Consider the following 16,601-nt stretch of genomic DNA (forward strand, 5'->3'; position numbering starts at 1 on the left):
CTTCTCATGAGAAGTCACCGCCCGCCGTCGTTCTTAATGAGAGCGCCGCCGCCTCAGGGGGGAAGTATCCGTACCGAAACGACCAGGGACGGAAGTATCCGTACCCGAAACGACAAGGGACGAAAGTATCCGTACCCGAAACGATCAGCGAGGTTGAGGGGGTGTTAGGCGCCGAACCAGATGCCGATTTCCCGCTCGGCCGATTCCGGCGAGTCGGAACCGTGCACCAGATTCTGCTGGACCTTGAGCCCCCAGTCCCGTCCGAAGTCGCCGCGAATAGTGCCGGGGGCCGCCGTCGTCGGGTCCGTCGCACCGGCGAGGGAACGGAAGCCCTCGATGACACGCTCGCCCTCGAACACAGCGGCGATCACGGGTCCACTGAGCATGAACTCGAGGAGCGGCTCGTAGAACGGCTTGCCCTCATGCTCGGCGTAGTGCTGCTCGAGCACCTCACGCGTGGCGGTCAGCAGCTTGAGTTCTGCGAGCTGGTAGCCCTTTGCCTCGACGCGGGCGAGAATGGCCCCAGCGAGGCCGCGGGAAACGCCGTCGGGCTTCACGAGGACAAGAGTGCGCTCTGCGGTCACGGGTACTCCTAGATAGGGGTCGTGGAATTGAGGCCAGTCTACTGAGTCTGGACCTCTCCCCCGGACGCGGCCGAGCCGCCCTCGTCAGGATGGCTGCGCTCCCATTCGGCCTGCTCGCGGTCACGCTGAACGTTCTCCCGGTCCAGCCTCGCGCCAGTCCGGATGGCAAACCACCACGCGAGCGTCATGAGCACCCCCACGAAGAACATCATGGGCTCGATGAAACCTAGCGCGATGAGCGCAAGCTGCAGGACCCAGCCGAGGGCCATGCCCCACGAACGCTTGACGACGGCGCACGAGAGAACGAGGACGGCTACGAGGCCGAGCCCGGCGCCGAGCACGAGCCCCGCGCCGTACTGACTAGCGTGCAGCCCGAACACGGCGAGGGTCGCGAAGAACGCGACGAACGCCTCCATGACCAGCACGATCGAGGCGAACTGAACCCGGATCGAACGCCGTTGCCTGGGCATCCCCGGACGCCACTCGCGCTGGGCTCTACTGAGGCGCGCCATCAGTCCACTTCCTTTCCGAGAAGGATCCGGGCCTCGCCGACCACGGTGATCGAGCCCGTGACAAGCACGCCGCCCGCGTAGTCCCCCACCTCGTCCGCCCGCTCGACCGCGTAGGCGATGGCCTCATCGAGCTTGGGCTCAGTGTGGACGGCGTCCTCGTCGAAGCCGAGGTCGAGGGCAATCTCTGCCAGCTCATCGGCGGGAATCGCGCGGGGGGAAGCGGACTGGCTGAAGACGTACTCGACCTGCTGCTCGCGGAACTCCTCCTGGAGGGTCCGCAGGATCTCCTCGGCGTCCTTCTCGCGCAGCACGCCAAGGACGACGACGAGCCTGCTGAAATCGAACGCCTCGAGGAGCGCCTGAGCGCTCACGCTGATCCCACCCGGATTGTGCGCTGCGTCGACGACGATCGTGGGCGAAGTCTTGACGACCTCGAGCCGACCGGGCGAAGTGACGGTGGCAAAGCCCTCGCGGAGGACGTCCGGATCCAGCTCCCGCTCACCTCCCCCGAGGAACGCCTCCAGCGCGGCCACGGCGACAGCCGCATTCTCGGCTTGGTGCGCACCGTGAAGGGGCACCGTGAGGTCCTCGTATCTGCCCGCGAGGCCCTGAATCGTCACGAGTTGGCCTCCGACGGCCAGGGTCCGGCTCTCCACGCCGAACTCGACGCCTTCGAAGCGGTACTCAGCCCCTACCTCGCGCGCCTTCTCGAGCAGGACTTGGGCGGCGTCCGCGGGCTGGGCCGCGCTGACAAGGAAGCCGCCGCGCTTGATGATGCCGGCCTTCTCACGGGCGATGTCCTCGGTAGTGTCGCCGAGCAGGTCCGTGTGGTCGAGGGAGATGGGCGTCACCACGGAGACGACGCCGTCACCCACGTTCGTTGCATCCGTGATCCCGCCGAGGCCCACTTCGATGACCGCGACGTCGACCGGCTCGTCGGCGAAGATCGCGAAGCCAAGAATCGTCACGCACTCGAAGTAGGTGAGGCGCGGTTGTCCGGCCGCCGTCAGCTCGGAATCGACGATCCCGATATACGGCGCGATCTCGTTCCAGATCCGCACGAAGGTCGCGTCCGGCACGGGAGCTCCGTCGACGCTGATGCGTTCCGTGACGCGGCTCAGATGCGGGCTCGTGTAGCGGCCCGTTCGCAGGCCGTGGGCCCGAAGGCCGGCTTCGATCATGCGCGCCGTCGATGTCTTCCCGTTCGTGCCCGTGATGTGCACGATCGGGAATGCCTTGTTCGGTTCGCCGAGCACGTCCATCGCGCGGAACAAGGGAGCCAGGCGCGGCTCCATCTTGTTCTCCGGTGCCCGGCCGAGGAGCTCGGCGTAGACCTCCTCGACTGTGGTCAGAGAGCCCGTAGCCTCCGTCACCGTGCACCCTCCGTCGCCGTCTCGACGCGCTCGACGATCGCGGTCGGATCGACCTCCGCCTCGAGGAACTCGATCTCGACACTCAGCGTCTCCCCCTTGAGCAGTTCTGCGTGGGCGAGGGCAGCGGCGATCACCGAGGGACGCGCGGTGAGGCTCGTGCGGATCCGATCGCTCACATTCAGGTCGGCGTCCTTGCGAGCCTGCTGGATGACGCGCACGAGATCGCGGGCCAGGCCTTCGGCCTCGAGCTCGGGGGTGACCTCGGTGTCGAGGACCACGAAACCGCCCCCGGGGAGCATCGCGACCGCGCTCGATGCGCCTGCCTTCTCAGCATCGACGACGGTCTCGAGCGTGTACTCGTGCGGCTCCAACTCGATTCCGCCCGCAGTCACCGCGCCGTCTTCCGCGACAGACCAGTCGCCGGACTTAGAGCCCTTGATGGCCTGCTGCACCCCCTTGCCGAGGCGAGGTCCAGCGGCGCGGGCGTTGACCACGAGCTTCTGCTCGATGCCGAATTCTTCGGGCGATGCCTCCTCCGCGTCCAGGAGGCGCACGGACTTGAGGTTCAGCTCGTCCGCGATGACGGCCTCCGAACCGGCGAGCGAGCCAGCCGAGGGCACGACGACGGTCATCGCCTTGAGCGGGAGTCGCACCCTGAGCTTCGCGGCCTTGCGCAGGGACGAGCCCGCCGAGCAGACAGCCTGCGTGCGGTCCATCTGTTCCACGAGGGCAGGCTCGTCGGGGAACAGGGCCCCGTCCGGCCAATCGGTCAGGTGCACCGACCGCCCACCGGTGAGCCCCCGCCACATCTCCTCGGAGACGAGCGGCAAGAGCGGCGCCGCGGCTCGGCACACGGCTTCCAAGGCAGTGTAGAGGGCGTCAAAAGCGTCGGCATCCTCATCGAAGAAGCGCTGCCGGCTCCTTCGGACGTACCAGTTCGTGAGCATCTCGAGGTACTCGCGCAGAAGCTCACAGGCATTCGAGATGTCGTACGCGTCGAGGTGGCCGCGCATGCCCGAGACGAGCCGACCGGTCTCCGCAAGGAGGTAGCGGTCCAGCGGGTCGGTGTACCCGCTGTACCGGAGTTTCGCATCGTAGCCCCGGTCCGCGGAGTCTCCCCCAGCTCCCTTGGCGGCGTTCGCATACAGGGTGAAGAAGCTGTACACGTTCCACAGCGGGAGGATGACCTGACGGACGCCATCGCGGATACCCTGTTCGGTGACGACGAGGTTGCCGCCGCGCAGGATGGGGCTTGCCATGAGGAACCAGCGCATCGCGTCGGAGCCATCGCGGTCCAGCACCTCGGAGACGTCGGGATAGTTCCGAAGGCTCTTCGACATCTTCTGCCCGTCGGAGCCCAGGACGATCCCGTGGCTGATGACGTTCCGGAACGCGGGCCGGTCGAACAGGGCCGTCGCGAGGATGTGAAGGGTGTAGAACCAGCCGCGGGTCTGCCCGATGTACTCGACGATGAAATCGCCCGGGTTGTGGGTCTCGAACCAGTCCTGGTTCTCCATCGGATAGTGGACCTGGGCGTACGGCATCGAGCCCGAGTCGAACCAGACGTCGAGGACGTCGGGGACTCGGCGCATGGTCGACTGCCCGGTCGGATCATCGGGGTTTGGCCGCGTGAGCTCGTCGATGAATGGGCGGTGGAGGTCCGGCTGCCCCTCGTGGTTGAGCGGGAGGCGGCCGAAGTCGCGCTCAAGCTCGGCCAAGGAGCCGTAGACGTCGGTGCGCGGGTACTCGGGGTTGTCGGAGACCCACACCGGGATCGGGGAGCCCCAGTAGCGGTTGCGGCTGATCGACCAGTCGCGCGCGTTCTCGAGCCATTTGCCGAACTGGCCATGCTTGACGTTGCCGGGGATCCAGTTGATCTGCTCGTTGAGCTCGAGCATCCGGTCCTTGATCTTCGTGACCTCGACGAACCAGCTCGAGACGGCACGGTAGATGAGGGGGTTGCGGCACCGCCAGCAATGCGGGTAGCTGTGGACGTAGCTCGCCTGCTTGACGAGCCGCCCCTGCTCGCGCAGAACACGCGTGATCGGCTTGTTGGCCTCGAAGACCTGGAGTCCCACGATGTCCTTGAGCGGTGCATCATCTCCGGAGGCGAACAGCGGAAGGAACTTCGCGCCGTCGTCCACTGAGAGGATCACGGGGATGCCCGCGGCCTCGCACACCTTCTGGTCATCCTCACCGTAGGCGGGGGCCTGGTGGACGATCCCGGTGCCGTCGGTCGTCGTGACGTAGTCCGCCACGAGGATCTGCCAGGCTTTCCCGGTCCCCCACGTCTCGGCGTCGGTGAAGTAATCCCAGAGGGGCTCGTAGCCGATGCCGTCGAGCTCCGTCCCGAGGTACGTGCGTTCGACGGCGGCGATGGCCGCCTCAGCAGCGGACCCGCCTTCGCCGTCCTCGTAGCCGAGGTCCTTCGCGTAGCTCGGGATGAGGGTCTCCGCGAGCAGGAAGCGTGCGTCAGCGGGGATGTCGGACACTGTGCCATTCGCGCCGATGGCGCGGGGCCCCGCAGGCACGACGGCGTAGCGCACCTCGGGCCCGACCGCGAGCGCTTCGTTCGTGGGAAGGGTCCAAGGCGTGGTCGTCCACGCGATCGCGAGGACGCCCGCGAGCGCCTTCGACGCCTCCGACTCGCCCGCGAGCAGCGGGAAGGTCACCGTGACCGTCTGGTCTTGGCGGTCCTTGTAGACGTCGTCGTCCATCCGGAGCTCGTGGTTGGAGAGTGGCGTCTCGTCCTTCCAGCAGTACGGCAGCACGCGGTACCCGCTGTAGGTCAGGCCCTTCTCGTAGAGCCGCTTGAAGGCCCAGATGACGGACTCCATGTACTCGACGTTGAGCGTCTTGTAGTCGTTCTCGAAATCCACCCAGCGGGCCTGGCGCTTCACGTACGCCTCCCACTCGTGGGTGTACTTGAGCACGGAGGCACGGCACGCCTCGTTGAACTTGTCGATGCCCATCGTCTCGATGTGGGCCTTGTCGCTCATGCCGAGCTGCTTCATCGCCTCGAGTTCGGCGGGCAGGCCGTGGGTGTCCCAGCCGAAGCGGCGTTCGACCCGCTTGCCGCGCTGGGTCTGGTACCGCGCGACGAGGTCTTTGGCGTAGCCGGTAAGGAGGTGGCCGTAGTGCGGGAGGCCATTCGCGAAGGGCGGCCCGTCGTAGAACACGAACTCGTTCGAGCCGTCACGCCCGCTGTCGCGCTGATCGATTGAGGCTTGGAAGGTGCCATCCTCATCCCAGTACTTGAGGATGCGCTCCTCGAGTTCCGGGAACCGAACGGTGCTCGTCGCCGGCGTGCCGGCCGCATTCTCGTGGTTCGGGGAGGTGGTCGCCTTGGGGTACACGCTCACGGAAGATCCTTGGCTGTCGAGGCTTCGGAATGCGAGGACGGCATGCGCCCGGATCTGCCGGGCGGTACCGCGGTACCACCTCGCTTGCCCGACGCTACGTGCTCGCGCACGCCGCGTAGGGCCTCTCGTGAGGGCTGTGACGGGCCTGCCCGTCCGGTTCTACTGAGCGGCGCCCGCATCCGCGGGATTCGCTGTTCTTCCGGAAGCTCGCCGGTGATGGCCGGGTCGACGCTTTGCTGTCCAGTCTAACGTTCAATCAAACGTTAGACACACACTCAGCCGCGGCGGAGGAGCTTGTGAGCCGCTGCCTGGGCGACGGGGCGGATCACGATGTCGTCCAGGTTGACGTGATGCGGCACCGTCACGGCGTAGCGGATGACGTCGGCCACGTCCTCCGCCGTCAGGGGCTCCTCGACGCCCTCATACACCTTCTCGGCGGCCTCGGCGTCGCCGTCGAGGCGCCTGAGAGAGAACTCCTCGGTCTTGACGAGGCCGGGCATCACCTCGATGACCCGCACGTTGTGCTCGGCCTCCTCGAGCCTGAGGGCGCGGGTCATGCCATGCTCGGCGAACTTCGCTGCGTTGTACCCGCCACCGCCCTCGTACGAGACGAGGCCCGCGACCGAGGTCAGGTTGAGGACGGTGCCGCGGCCGTGCGCTCGGAGCATTGGGAGGAAGGCGCGAGTGACCTTCATAGTGCCGATCACGTTGACGCGCAGCATCCACTCCCAGTCGTCGGTCTTCGCGTCGGCGATCCATTCGGTGCCGCGAGCCCCGCCTGCGACGTTGACGAGGGTGTCGATGCCCCCGCCGTCCTCCACGGCGCGCACGAGGCGGGCGACGTCGTCGTCCTCCGCTATGTCTGCAGGAAGCGCGACGGCACCGCTTTCAGCAGCCAGCCGCTCGAGCCGCTCGGCGCGACGCGCAACGGCGTATACCCGCCAGCCCTCGGCCCTTAGCGCGCGAACGGCAGCCTCGCCGATGCCTGTGCTCGCGCCTGTCACGAGAGCTGCCCTCTGGGCACGGCTCGGGGTGGCTGCATCAGGGGCGGGGGTGAGCTGCGTCGCGTCAGAGGTCATGGAACCCAAATTACCCCCGGTCGCTCATCTCCCCGCGCGGAGGATCTCCTGCAGGACCACGGCCTGGTTGTGCTCCTCGTCATGCGCGGAGTAGACGAGCTCGACCTTCTCGTGCTCCCGCACAGCCTCCTTGAGCTGCTCAAGCGCCTCAGAGCCCCGGAGTTCCTCTCGGTAGCGGCGCGCGAACTCGTCGAAACGCTCCGGGTCGTGGCCGAACCACTTCCGCAGGTCCGTCGAGGGGCCGACCTCCTTGAGCCAGAGATCGACGCCGGCCTTCTCCTTGCTCACCCCCCGGGGCCAGATCCGGTCCACGAGGATTCGAAAGGCCCCTTCGGGCGCTGGTTCGTACACGCGACGCAGGCTGACGGTACCCATGGGCCCATGGTTGGGATTCGTACGTAGAATTGCAACCATGCCTGAAGCGAACCCCACGGGTACAGACACGCCCGCAGCCGCCATGACGACGCACGTCCCCGACAAGCCCGCGCTCGAGGGCCTCGAGGCCAAGCTCACCGAGCGGTGGCTCGAGGAAGGCGTCTACCGCTTCAACCCCGAGACGAGCCGCGGCCAGGTCTACTCGATCGACACTCCCCCGCCCACCGCATCGGGCTCCCTGCACGTCGGGCACATGTTCTCGTTCACCCAGACGGACCTCCTCGCGCGCTACCAGCGCATGACCGGCAAGAACGTCTTCTACCCCATGGGCTGGGACGACAACGGCCTCCCCACGGAGCGGCGCGTCCAGAACTACTACGGTGTCCGCTGCGATCCCAGCATCCCCTACGACGCCGACTACCGGCCGCCTGCCCAGCCCGCCAAGAACCAGCGCGACTTCGACGTCATCTCGCGCCGCAACTTCATCGAGCTCTGCGAGGAGCTGGCGGTCGAAGACGAGAAGGTCTTCGAGCACCTCTTCAAGACGCTCGGCCTCTCGGTCGACTGGGACATGACGTACCGCACGATCGATGATGTCTCGCGCGCAGTCTCCCAGCGGGCCTTCCTGCGCAACCTCGCCGAGGGGGATGCCTACCTCGCCGAGGCGCCGACTCTGTGGGACGTCACTTTCCGTACCGCGGTCGCCCAGGCGGAGCTCGAGGACCGAGAGGTTCCGGGCGCCTACTACCGCTATGCCTTTACGGCCGACGACGGCCGCGAGGTTCACATCGAGACCACACGTCCCGAGCTGCTCGCCGCGTGCGCGGCCCTCGTCGCGCATCCGGACGACGAACGCTACAAGGGGCTCTTCGGCACCACGGTGCGCTCGCCGCTGTTCGGCGTCGAAGTCGAAGTGAAGGCCCACCCGCTCGCCAAGCCGGACAAGGGCTCTGGCATCGCTATGGTCTGCACCTTCGGTGATCTCACCGACGTTACATGGTGGCGCGAGCTGCAGCTTCCGACCCGTTCGATCATCGGCCGCGACGGTCGCCTGCTCGCGGAGACGCCCGAATGGATCACGTCCGAGGAGGGCCGCGCAGCCTACGCCGAGATCGCCGGCAAGACTGCCTTCTCCGCGAAGGAGGGCGTGGTCAAAATGCTCGGCGAGCGTGGGCTGCTCGACGGCGAGCCGAAGAAGATCATGCACCCGGTCAACTTCTACGAGAAGGGCGACAAGCCTCTCGAGGTCGTGACGAGCCGGCAGTGGTATATCCGCAACGGGGGGCGGGACTCGGACAGGCGCGCGCGGCTCATCGAGCGTGGCCGCGAGCTCGCCTGGCACCCCGCCTTCATGCGCTCGCGCTACGAGAACTGGGTCGAGGGCCTCAACGGGGACTGGCTCGTATCACGCCAGCGGTTCTTCGGGGTGCCGATTCCGGTCTGGTACCGCCTGGACGAGGGCGGGAACCCTGACTATGAGAACCCGATCGTCCCGGACGACTCGATGCTTCCTGTCGACCCGGTGGCCGAGCCAGCACCCGGATTCGACGAGTCTCAGAGGGACCAGCCGGGCGGCTTCACCGGCGACCCCGACGTTCTGGACACCTGGGCGACGTCCTCGCTGACGCCGCAGATCGTGGGCCGCTGGAGCCGTGATGATGCGTTCTTCGCGAACGTGTTCCCGTTCGATCTCCGCCCTCAGGCCCACGAGATCATCCGAACGTGGCTCTTCTCGACAGCCGTCCGGGCAGACGCATTGCACGGCTGCGTTCCGTGGACCAACGCGGCAATCTCGGGGTGGGTCCTGGACCCGGACCGGAAGAAGATGTCGAAGTCGAAGGGCAACGTCGTCGTGCCGACCGACATCCTCGAGGAGTTCGGCGCCGACGCTGTGCGCTATTGGGCGGCCTCAGCAAAGCTCGGTGCCGACACAGCCTTCGAGGTGGCCCAGATGAAGATCGGTCGCCGCCTTGCGATCAAGATCCTCAACGCGTCGAAGTTCGTCCTGGGGCTCGGCGCGACCGAGGCCAACGTGGTACGCGACCCCTCCGACCCCGTGCTTGCGAACCCGCTCGACCGGGCCCTCCTCGCCCAGCTCGCCGACGTCGTCGCACAGGCAGGCAGCGCCTTCGCAGCATACGACCCTGCGAAAGCCCTCCAGCTGACCGAGTCCTTCTTCTGGCAGTTCACGGACGACTATGTGGAGCTCGTCAAGGATCGAGCGTACGGCGCTCAGGGCGAGGCCCAGCAGGCGTCCGTCCTCGCAGCGCTCGCGACGACCCTCGACTCGCTCCTGCGCCTCTTCGCACCCGTCCTTCCGTTTGCCACCGAAGAGGTGTGGAGCTGGTGGCGCGAGGGTTCCGTGCATAAGGCGCCTTGGCCTGAGCCGCTGCCCGTCGAGGGCGACCTCGCAATGCTCGCCACCGTGGGCCTCGCGCTCTCCGGCATCCGCAAGGCGAAGTCGGAGGCGAAGGTCAAGCAGCGCACCGAGGTGCTCTCGGCCACAGTTTCCGCGCCATCTGCCCAGCTCGCCCAGCTCAAGGGTGGCCTCGGGGATCTCCGGGCCGCCGCGAACGCGCGCGAGATCGTTCTGGGCGACGCCGATGATGAGCTGAGGGTTTCCTCCGTCGAACTCGCGGCGGTCGACGCCTAGCGCGAAGAGTCTCGGCCCGCGAGGCTCTCGCCAAAAGGGTCTCAGGCAAAGGGGAAGCCCCATCAGCGTTCTCGCGTTGGTGGGGCTTCGACTTTACGACTGCTTCGGTGACGTCGTGCAGTCTGGTGGAATCCTCGGCATCCAGGTCTTGCTCTCCGTCACTGGGAGCCAGCCGTCGACTTTGCCTGAGGCTGCGTCGTGACGACTGTCACTGAATCTTCGGCTTCCACGTCCTCATCCTGTTGGGGAGGAGGTACTAATTATTGTGAGCGCGATCACAGCCAGCTGCAAGAGGGCCGGGCGAAGTACAGTTGCGTAATTCGCCCGGCCCCGCCTGACCGGTTGGAGTCGCGCTCAGACCGCCTTCGGGCGCTCCGTCCGCGTCCGCTTGATCTCAAAGAAGTGCGGGTACCCGGCGAGCGTGACCGAGGCATCCCAGAGCTGGCCCGCTTCCTCACCCTCCGGCACGCGGGTCATGACCGGGCCGAAGAACGCAGTGCCGTTGAAGGCGACAACGGGCGTACCGACGTCCTGCCCGACGAGTTCGATCCCCGACTTGTGGCTCGCGCGCAGCTGCGAATCGTACTCGTCACTGTCCGCGTATCCAGCCAGGTCGGCGGGAAGGCCAACCTGTTCGAGCGCCCGCCGTATCACCTCAGGCCGGTCTTTGACGCCCTCGTTGTGGATGAGCGTTCCCATCGCGTCGTACAGCGGCTTGATGTGCTCCTTGCCGTGGAGCTCGGACGCCGCAACGATAACGCGTACCGGGCCCCAGTTCTCATCCATCGCCCGCTGGTAGTCGCTCTCGAGCTCCCGGCCCTCATTGAGAACCGAGAGGCTCATGACGTGCCATTCCGTCTCGATGTCGCGGACCTTCTCCACCTCGCCGATCCAGCGAGACGTCACCCAGGCAAAGGGACAGGCCGGGTCGAACCAAAAGTCGGCCTTGTTCTTGCTGCCCTGCACCACGTCAGTCATCCTCTGCTCCTTCTATCGGCGTCCGGCACGCAATTCGGGTCGTTACGCGGACTTGGTCCTGCGCTTGGCAACCACGCTGTGCGGAATCAAGGCTGGCGGCTCGTGGCGTACGACGACGTCGCGGTTGACCACGACTCCGGCCACGTCGTCCCGGCTCGGCAGATCGAACATGACCGGGAGGAGCACCTCCTCCATGATCGCGCGGAGGCCGCGGGCACCGGTGCCCCGCTCGAGCGCCAAATCCGCAATGGCCTCCAGCGCCCCGTCCTCGAAGTGGAGTTCCACCCCGTCGAGCTGGAACATCTTTTGGTACTGCTTGACAAGAGCGTTCTTAGGCTCCGTCAGGATCTGCATGAGGGCAGGACGGTCAAGGTTTTCAACCGTCGTGATGACGGGAAGACGACCGATGAATTCGGGGATCAGCCCGAACTTCAGCAAGTCCTCCGGCATGACGTCGGCGTACGTGCTCTCGTGCTTCGTGATGGAGCTGAGCGGCACCCCGAAGCCGATGCCCTTCTTGCCTGCGCGCTGTCCGATGATCTCCTCGAGACCAGCGAACGCGCCGGCAACAATGAACAGCACGTTCGTCGTGTCGATCTGGATGAACTCCTGGTGCGGGTGCTTTCGGCCGCCCTGGGGAGGGACCGAGGCAACTGTGCCCTCGAGAATCTTGAGCAGCGCCTGCTGGACGCCTTCTCCAGAAACGTCCCTCGTGATTGAGGGGTTCTCGCTCTTGCGCGAGATCTTGTCGATCTCGTCGATGTAGATGATGCCTTGCTCAGCCTTCTTGACGTCATAGTCAGCGGCCTGGATCAGCTTGAGGAGGATGTTCTCGACGTCCTCGCCTACATAACCCGCTTCGGTGAGCGCCGTCGCGTCCGCCACCGCGAACGGAACGTTCAGGCGTCGCGCGAGAGTCTGGGCGAGATACGTCTTGCCACAGCCCGTCGGGCCAATGAGCAGGATATTGGACTTCGCGATCTCCACATCGTCGTGGCCGTGTCCCTCCGCTAGCGATCCCGACTTCGACCCATGGCCGGCCTGAATCCGCTTGTAGTGGTTGTACACCGCGACGGCGAGAGCCCTCTTCGCGTGCTCCTGGCCGACCACGTATTCCTGCAGGAAGTCGAAGATCTCTCGGGGCTTCGGCAATTCGAAGCTTCCGAGATCCGAGACCTCAGCGAGCTCCTCCTCGATGATCTCGTTGCAGAGCTCGATGCACTCGTCGCAGATGTAGACACCAGGGCCCGCGATGAGCTTCCGCACCTGCTTTTGGCTCTTCCCGCAGAACGAGCACTTCAGCAGATCCGCGCTCTCACCAATTCGAGCCATTCGTCGAATCCCTTCGTGTAGGGGCAGAAGCCGTGACCACTCCACTGTAGGACACCGCACCGACAGGGCAGCGAAGCCAAACGCCGGTGCCACCGAACATTTCTCGGCGGCACCGGCGATATGGCGACGAGCGCCCCGGGCGTCCCTGAACTCAGCGGGCGATCGCGCTCTGCCGAATCTTGCGCGACTCGAGGACCTCGTCGACGAGTCCGTAGGCCTGAGCCTCCGGGGCAGTCAGGAAGAGGTCTCGCTCGATGTCGCGGCTGATCTCCTCCGGCGTCTTGTTGGTGTGCTTGGCCCACGTCTGCTCGAGCCATTCACGCATTCGCAGGACCTCCCGCGCCTGAATCTCGAGATCCGTCGCCTGACCACCCTGGCCGCCCGAGAGCGAGGGCTGATGGATCATGACCGTCGAGTTCGGGAGCGCGAGCCGCTTGCCCGGAGTGCCAGCAGCCAGGATGACGGCCGCCGCCGAGGCAGCCATCCCAAGGCACACCGTCTGGATCTCGGGGCGAATGAACTGCATCGTGTCGTAGATGGCCGTCATCGCGGTGAACGAACCACCAGGCGAGTTGATGTACATCGTGATGTCACGGTCGGGATCATTGGCCTCGAGGACGAGCAGCTGGGCCATGATGTCGTCCGCGGACGCGTCGTCGACCTGGACGCCCATGAAGATGATGCGGTCCTCGAAGAGCTTCGTGTACGGGTCCTGACGCTTGAACCCGTACGGCGTGCGCTCTTCGAACTGCGGAAGCACGTAGCGGCTCGTCGGCATACTGGCCGGGTTGGCGCCCATGTTGTAGTTCATCAGTTGCTCCTTCTTGCCGTGCGTTGCCGCGGGCGTCTCTTACTTATCCGTCCCGCCGCCGCCGGTCACATGTCCCGCGCGCTCGGCGATCTTGTCGAAGAACCCGTATTCGAGTGCCTCCTGGGCCGTGAACCACTTGTCGCGGTCGTTGTCCTTCAGGATCTGCTCGATAGTCTGCCCGGTCTGATCCGCGGTCAGCTGCGCCATGACCTGCTTCATGTGCAGGATGAGCTCGGCCTGGATCTTGATGTCCGAAGCAGTCCCGCCGATGCCGCCCGACGGCTGGTGCATGAGGATTCGGGCATGCGGAGTCGCGTACCGCTTGCCCTTCGTGCCGGACGAGAGCAGGAACTGGCCCATCGAGGCAGCGAGACCGGTCGCCACCGTCACGACATCGTTCGGGATGAACTGCATCGTGTCGTAGATGGCCATGCCAGCGGTCACCGAGCCACCGGGCGAGTTGATGTAGAGGAAGATGTCCTTCTCGGGATCCTCGGCCGAGAGGAGGAGCAGCTGCGAGCAGATCGTGTTCGCATTGTCGTCCCTGACCTCTGAGCCGAGCCAGATGATGCGCTCCTTGAGGAGCCGCTGGTAGATGTAGTCCTGACCGTTCGCCTCGCCGGGCCCCGCCAGCCGCGGCGTGCTCTCCTGCTGGTGCATCGTGCGATACCTCTCGATCTGCTCCAAAAGCGGTTGCTACAGGGACACTAGCCCGTTTCGAAGCCTCTTTGTTCCGCGCGCCGCCACTGTTCGCTTTCGGCGCATGCTCCCCGACGGGCCGCGTCCAACAAGGCTCCAAGTCGTGCGCTCAGGGCGAACGGCAGAGGCCGCCGCTCCCACTCATTCGCGGGTGCGGCGGCCTCGTGCCAGAGCCGATCAGAACTTCGTGCCAGAGCCGATCAGAACTTGGCGGCAGCGGGATCGTCGCTCGGGATGACCTCGGCAGCAGCTTCCTCAGAAGCCTCAGCCTCAGAGGCTTCCTCGCCTGCGGGGCGGACGAAGTCAGTCAGGTCGACGGCGTTGCCCTCCGAATCGGTCACCTCGGCCTGGCCGAGGACGACGGCGAGGGCCTTGCGGCGCCGCACCTCGCCGACCATCATCGGCACTTGGCCGGACTGGTCCATGATCTGGGCGAACTGGTTCGGATCCATGCCGTACTGCGAAGCCGTCGAGATGAGGTACTCGATCAGCTCGTTCTGCGAGACCCCGATCTCCTCCTTGTCCGCAATCGCGTCAAGGATGACCTCGTTCTTGAAGGCGCGCTCGGTGTTGGTCTTGACCTCGGCCCGGTGCTCCTCGGTGTCGTGGTCCTCGGCGGCCGCGTGGCCTCCGGACTCCGGGTTGAAGTGGGCGGCGACCTGCTCCTCGATGACAGTGTCCGGGACGGGGACCTCGACGAGCTCAACGAGCTTCTCAAGGACCTTGTCACGGGCTTCGATGCCCTGCTGGGCGACCTTCGCGTCGGCGGCCTGCTTCTCGAGGTCCTCGCGGAGCTCCGCGATCGTGTCGAACTCGGAAGCGAGCTGCGCGAAGTCGTCGTCCGCCTCGGGGAGTTCGCGCTCCTTGACCGCGGTGACCTTGACGTTCACCTGCGCGGTCTCGCCAGCGTGCTCTCCACCGGCGAGCTCGGTCTCGAAGATGGCTTCCTCGTCAGCGCTGAGGCCGGTCACGGCCTCATCAAGACCCTCGAGCATGGTGCCGGAGCCAACCTGGTAGGACAGGCCCGACGCCGAGTCAACCTCCTCGCCGTCGACCGTCGCGGTGAGGTCGATGGTCAGGAAGTCGTCCGCCTGGGCCGGGCGGTCCACTGGCTTGAGGGTGCCGAAGCGCGAACGAAGGTCGTTGAGGGACTTCTCGACGTCCTCGTCGGAAGCCTTCACCGCCTCGACGTCAACCTTGATGCCGGCGTAGTCCGGAAGCTCCACCTCGGGGCGAACGTCGACCTCGACGCTAAAGGTGAGCTGCCCCTCGGTTGCGGACGGATCCGGGACCTCGGTGATCTCGACCTCGGGGCGCGAGAGCGGTCGGATCCCCGTCTCTGCTACGGCCTGCTGGTACCAATCGTTGAGACCGTCGTTGATCGCAGTCTCAAGAACGTAGCCGCGGCCAACGCGCTGGTCGATGATGCGGGAAGGAACCTTGCCCTTGCGGAAGCCCGGAACCTGAATCTGCTCGGCGACCTGCCGGTACGCCGCGTCGATGTTCGGCTTGAGCTCCTCGAACGGAACCTCGACGTTCAGCTTGACGCGGGTGGGGGTCAGATTCTCGGCGGCGCTCTTCACAGCGTGGCTCTCCTGGATGTTCTGGTAGGGTTGCCGCCCTGGCTGGCTTGCCGACGGCGGAACTGTCGGGATGACAGGATTTGAACCTGCGACTTCCTGCTCCCAAAGCAGGCGCTCTAGCCAAGCTGAGCTACACCCCGTCTCCGATGCACAGACCACAATACAGGCGACGCTGCAGGGGCGCACACTCGCGCGTCGATAAGCGCGAGAGAGGGGCTGACGGGAATCGAACCCGCGTATCCAGTTTGGAAGACTGGCGCTCTACCATTGAGCTACAGCCCCTTGGGCGCCTTCAACTAAAGCGGGTGCCCGAACCGCTGTCAAATCCCAAGGCCTTCCGAACCGGGAGATGTCAGCCGGTCTGGCACGCGGGGCACCAGTAGAGTTTGCGGCCCGCCTCATCCGCGAGCAGGATGGCGGTCCCGCAAATGCGGCATTCCAGCCCCTGCCGCTTGTAGACCCAGTGCGCCTCCTCCGGGGCCGGAAGCGAGCCGATAGGGCTCGTCCAGATCGAGGGATCGGTCGTGATGATGCGGCCGTCCCGCACGCCTTGGCCCAGGGCTTGGACTGCGTCAGCCCACAGCTCGAGCGCCCGCTGCGTTCCGAGGGCTGAGCCGAGCACGGCCGGCTCGAGCCTTGCACGGAAGAGCAGTTCGGCACGGTAGACGTTTCCGATTCCCGCAACGACCGTCTGGTCCATGAGGAGCCTGGCGATGGGCGTCCGACGGCGGTTCACGCGTTGGGCGAATGCCTCCCCCGGGTCGGTGCCCGAGGCCCGAAGTCCGAGGGGATCCGGGCCGAGGCGTGCCAGAACAGCCTCGACCTCGGGCTGAGTTGCAACCGCGCACACCGTCGCTCCGCGGAGGTCGGCCCAGCCGTGCTCGGAGGCGAGCCGCACCCGGACTGCCCCGACGGGAGGCGGGGGCCCGGCGTAGGCCGAGTCGCCGTCGTCGTCCACGAGTTCCCGCTCGCCGACACGGCGAGGTGCCCCGATGCTGGACGCGCCGCGGAACGTCGCGTCTCCCCCGAAATCCCACGCGCCGTAGAGCCCAAGATGCACGTGGAGGTACAGCGGACCCTCGAATCGGAGGAACAGCTGCTTGCCGTGCGCTTGGGCAGATTCGAGCACGCGACTGTCCAGGAGGCCCGCTCCGGCACTGAACCGGCCCTGCGGACTTGTGACGACAAGCCTCTCGCCTGCGAAGACGTCGTTGAATTGGCGGGCGAGGCGATGGATGGAATGGCCTTCGGGCACTGCCC

13 protein-coding genes and 2 tRNA genes are annotated in these 16,601 nt (G+C 66.0%); 1 reads left to right on the forward strand and 14 read right to left on the reverse strand.

Features of this window, described 5'->3' with window-relative positions; genetic code table 11:
* Positions 1-164 precede the first annotated feature (164 nt).
* The 6 genes from ndk to LK10_RS19420 form a co-directional block, all read right to left on the reverse strand.
* Entirely contained in the window at positions 165-584 is a 420-nt protein-coding gene (gene ndk, locus LK10_RS19395) for a nucleoside-diphosphate kinase (protein WP_043127647.1), read from the reverse strand.
* A gap of 38 nt (positions 585-622) precedes the next feature.
* Positions 623-1,096: a DUF4233 domain-containing protein gene (locus LK10_RS19400; protein WP_043127650.1), complete on the reverse strand. Its 474-nt coding sequence runs from the start codon at positions 1,094-1,096 to the stop codon at positions 623-625.
* Positions 1,096-2,469 (reverse strand): bifunctional folylpolyglutamate synthase/dihydrofolate synthase, encoded by a 1,374-nt coding sequence (locus LK10_RS19405; RefSeq protein ID WP_231567853.1) that lies wholly within the window; start codon positions 2,467-2,469, stop codon positions 1,096-1,098. The genes LK10_RS19400 and LK10_RS19405 overlap by 1 nt, the downstream gene beginning before the upstream one ends.
* A complete protein-coding gene (gene ileS / locus LK10_RS19410; RefSeq protein ID WP_043127653.1) occupies positions 2,466-5,831 on the reverse strand; it encodes an isoleucine--tRNA ligase in 3,366 nt (1,121 codons plus the stop codon). Before ileS ends, LK10_RS19405 begins: the two co-directional genes overlap by 4 nt.
* Before the next feature lie 275 nt (positions 5,832-6,106).
* Positions 6,107-6,910: an SDR family oxidoreductase gene (locus LK10_RS19415; protein ID WP_081998702.1), complete on the reverse strand. Its 804-nt coding sequence runs from the start codon at positions 6,908-6,910 to the stop codon at positions 6,107-6,109.
* A 24-nt stretch (positions 6,911-6,934) separates the two neighbouring features.
* Entirely contained in the window at positions 6,935-7,285 is a 351-nt protein-coding gene (locus tag LK10_RS19420; protein ID WP_043127656.1) for a DUF488 domain-containing protein, read from the reverse strand.
* Between the two features lie 37 nt (positions 7,286-7,322).
* On the opposite strand from LK10_RS19420, the gene valS reads away from it, so the two are divergent.
* Entirely contained in the window at positions 7,323-9,938 is a 2,616-nt protein-coding gene (gene valS / locus LK10_RS19425; RefSeq protein ID WP_043127660.1) for a valine--tRNA ligase, read from the forward strand.
* Between the two features lie 354 nt (positions 9,939-10,292).
* Here valS and LK10_RS19430 read toward each other — a convergent pair whose 3' ends face one another.
* From LK10_RS19430 to LK10_RS19465, 8 genes are all read right to left on the reverse strand, one after another.
* Positions 10,293-10,916, reverse strand: a complete 624-nt coding sequence (locus LK10_RS19430) for a mycothiol-dependent nitroreductase Rv2466c family protein (RefSeq protein WP_043127664.1) — start codon at positions 10,914-10,916, stop codon at positions 10,293-10,295.
* Positions 10,917-10,958: 42 nt separating this feature from the next.
* A complete protein-coding gene (clpX, locus tag LK10_RS19435; protein WP_043127666.1) occupies positions 10,959-12,248 on the reverse strand; it encodes an ATP-dependent Clp protease ATP-binding subunit ClpX in 1,290 nt (429 codons plus the stop codon).
* A gap of 151 nt (positions 12,249-12,399) precedes the next feature.
* Positions 12,400-13,059, reverse strand: a complete 660-nt coding sequence (locus LK10_RS19440) for an ATP-dependent Clp protease proteolytic subunit (RefSeq protein ID WP_043127668.1) — start codon at positions 13,057-13,059, stop codon at positions 12,400-12,402.
* A 39-nt stretch (positions 13,060-13,098) separates the two neighbouring features.
* The gene (locus LK10_RS19445; RefSeq protein WP_052207626.1) at positions 13,099-13,719 is read right to left on the reverse strand and encodes an ATP-dependent Clp protease proteolytic subunit; all 621 of its coding nucleotides are present in this window, start codon (positions 13,717-13,719) and stop codon (positions 13,099-13,101) included.
* A gap of 239 nt (positions 13,720-13,958) precedes the next feature.
* A complete protein-coding gene (tig, locus tag LK10_RS19450) occupies positions 13,959-15,341 on the reverse strand; it encodes a trigger factor (RefSeq protein WP_043127671.1) in 1,383 nt (460 codons plus the stop codon).
* Between the two features lie 65 nt (positions 15,342-15,406).
* Positions 15,407-15,481: transfer RNA gene (locus LK10_RS19455), tRNA-Pro, on the reverse strand.
* A 71-nt stretch (positions 15,482-15,552) separates the two neighbouring features.
* Positions 15,553-15,623 (reverse strand) — tRNA-Gly (locus LK10_RS19460).
* A 70-nt stretch (positions 15,624-15,693) separates the two neighbouring features.
* Positions 15,694-16,596, reverse strand: coding sequence for an Fpg/Nei family DNA glycosylase (locus LK10_RS19465; RefSeq protein WP_043127673.1), 903 nt, complete (start codon positions 16,594-16,596; stop codon positions 15,694-15,696).
* Positions 16,597-16,601: the final 5 nt, after the last annotated feature.

Source organism: Sinomonas humi (genome assembly GCF_000802235.1).
In the GTDB taxonomy this organism is placed as follows: Bacteria; Actinomycetota; Actinomycetes; order Actinomycetales; family Micrococcaceae; genus Sinomonas; species Sinomonas humi.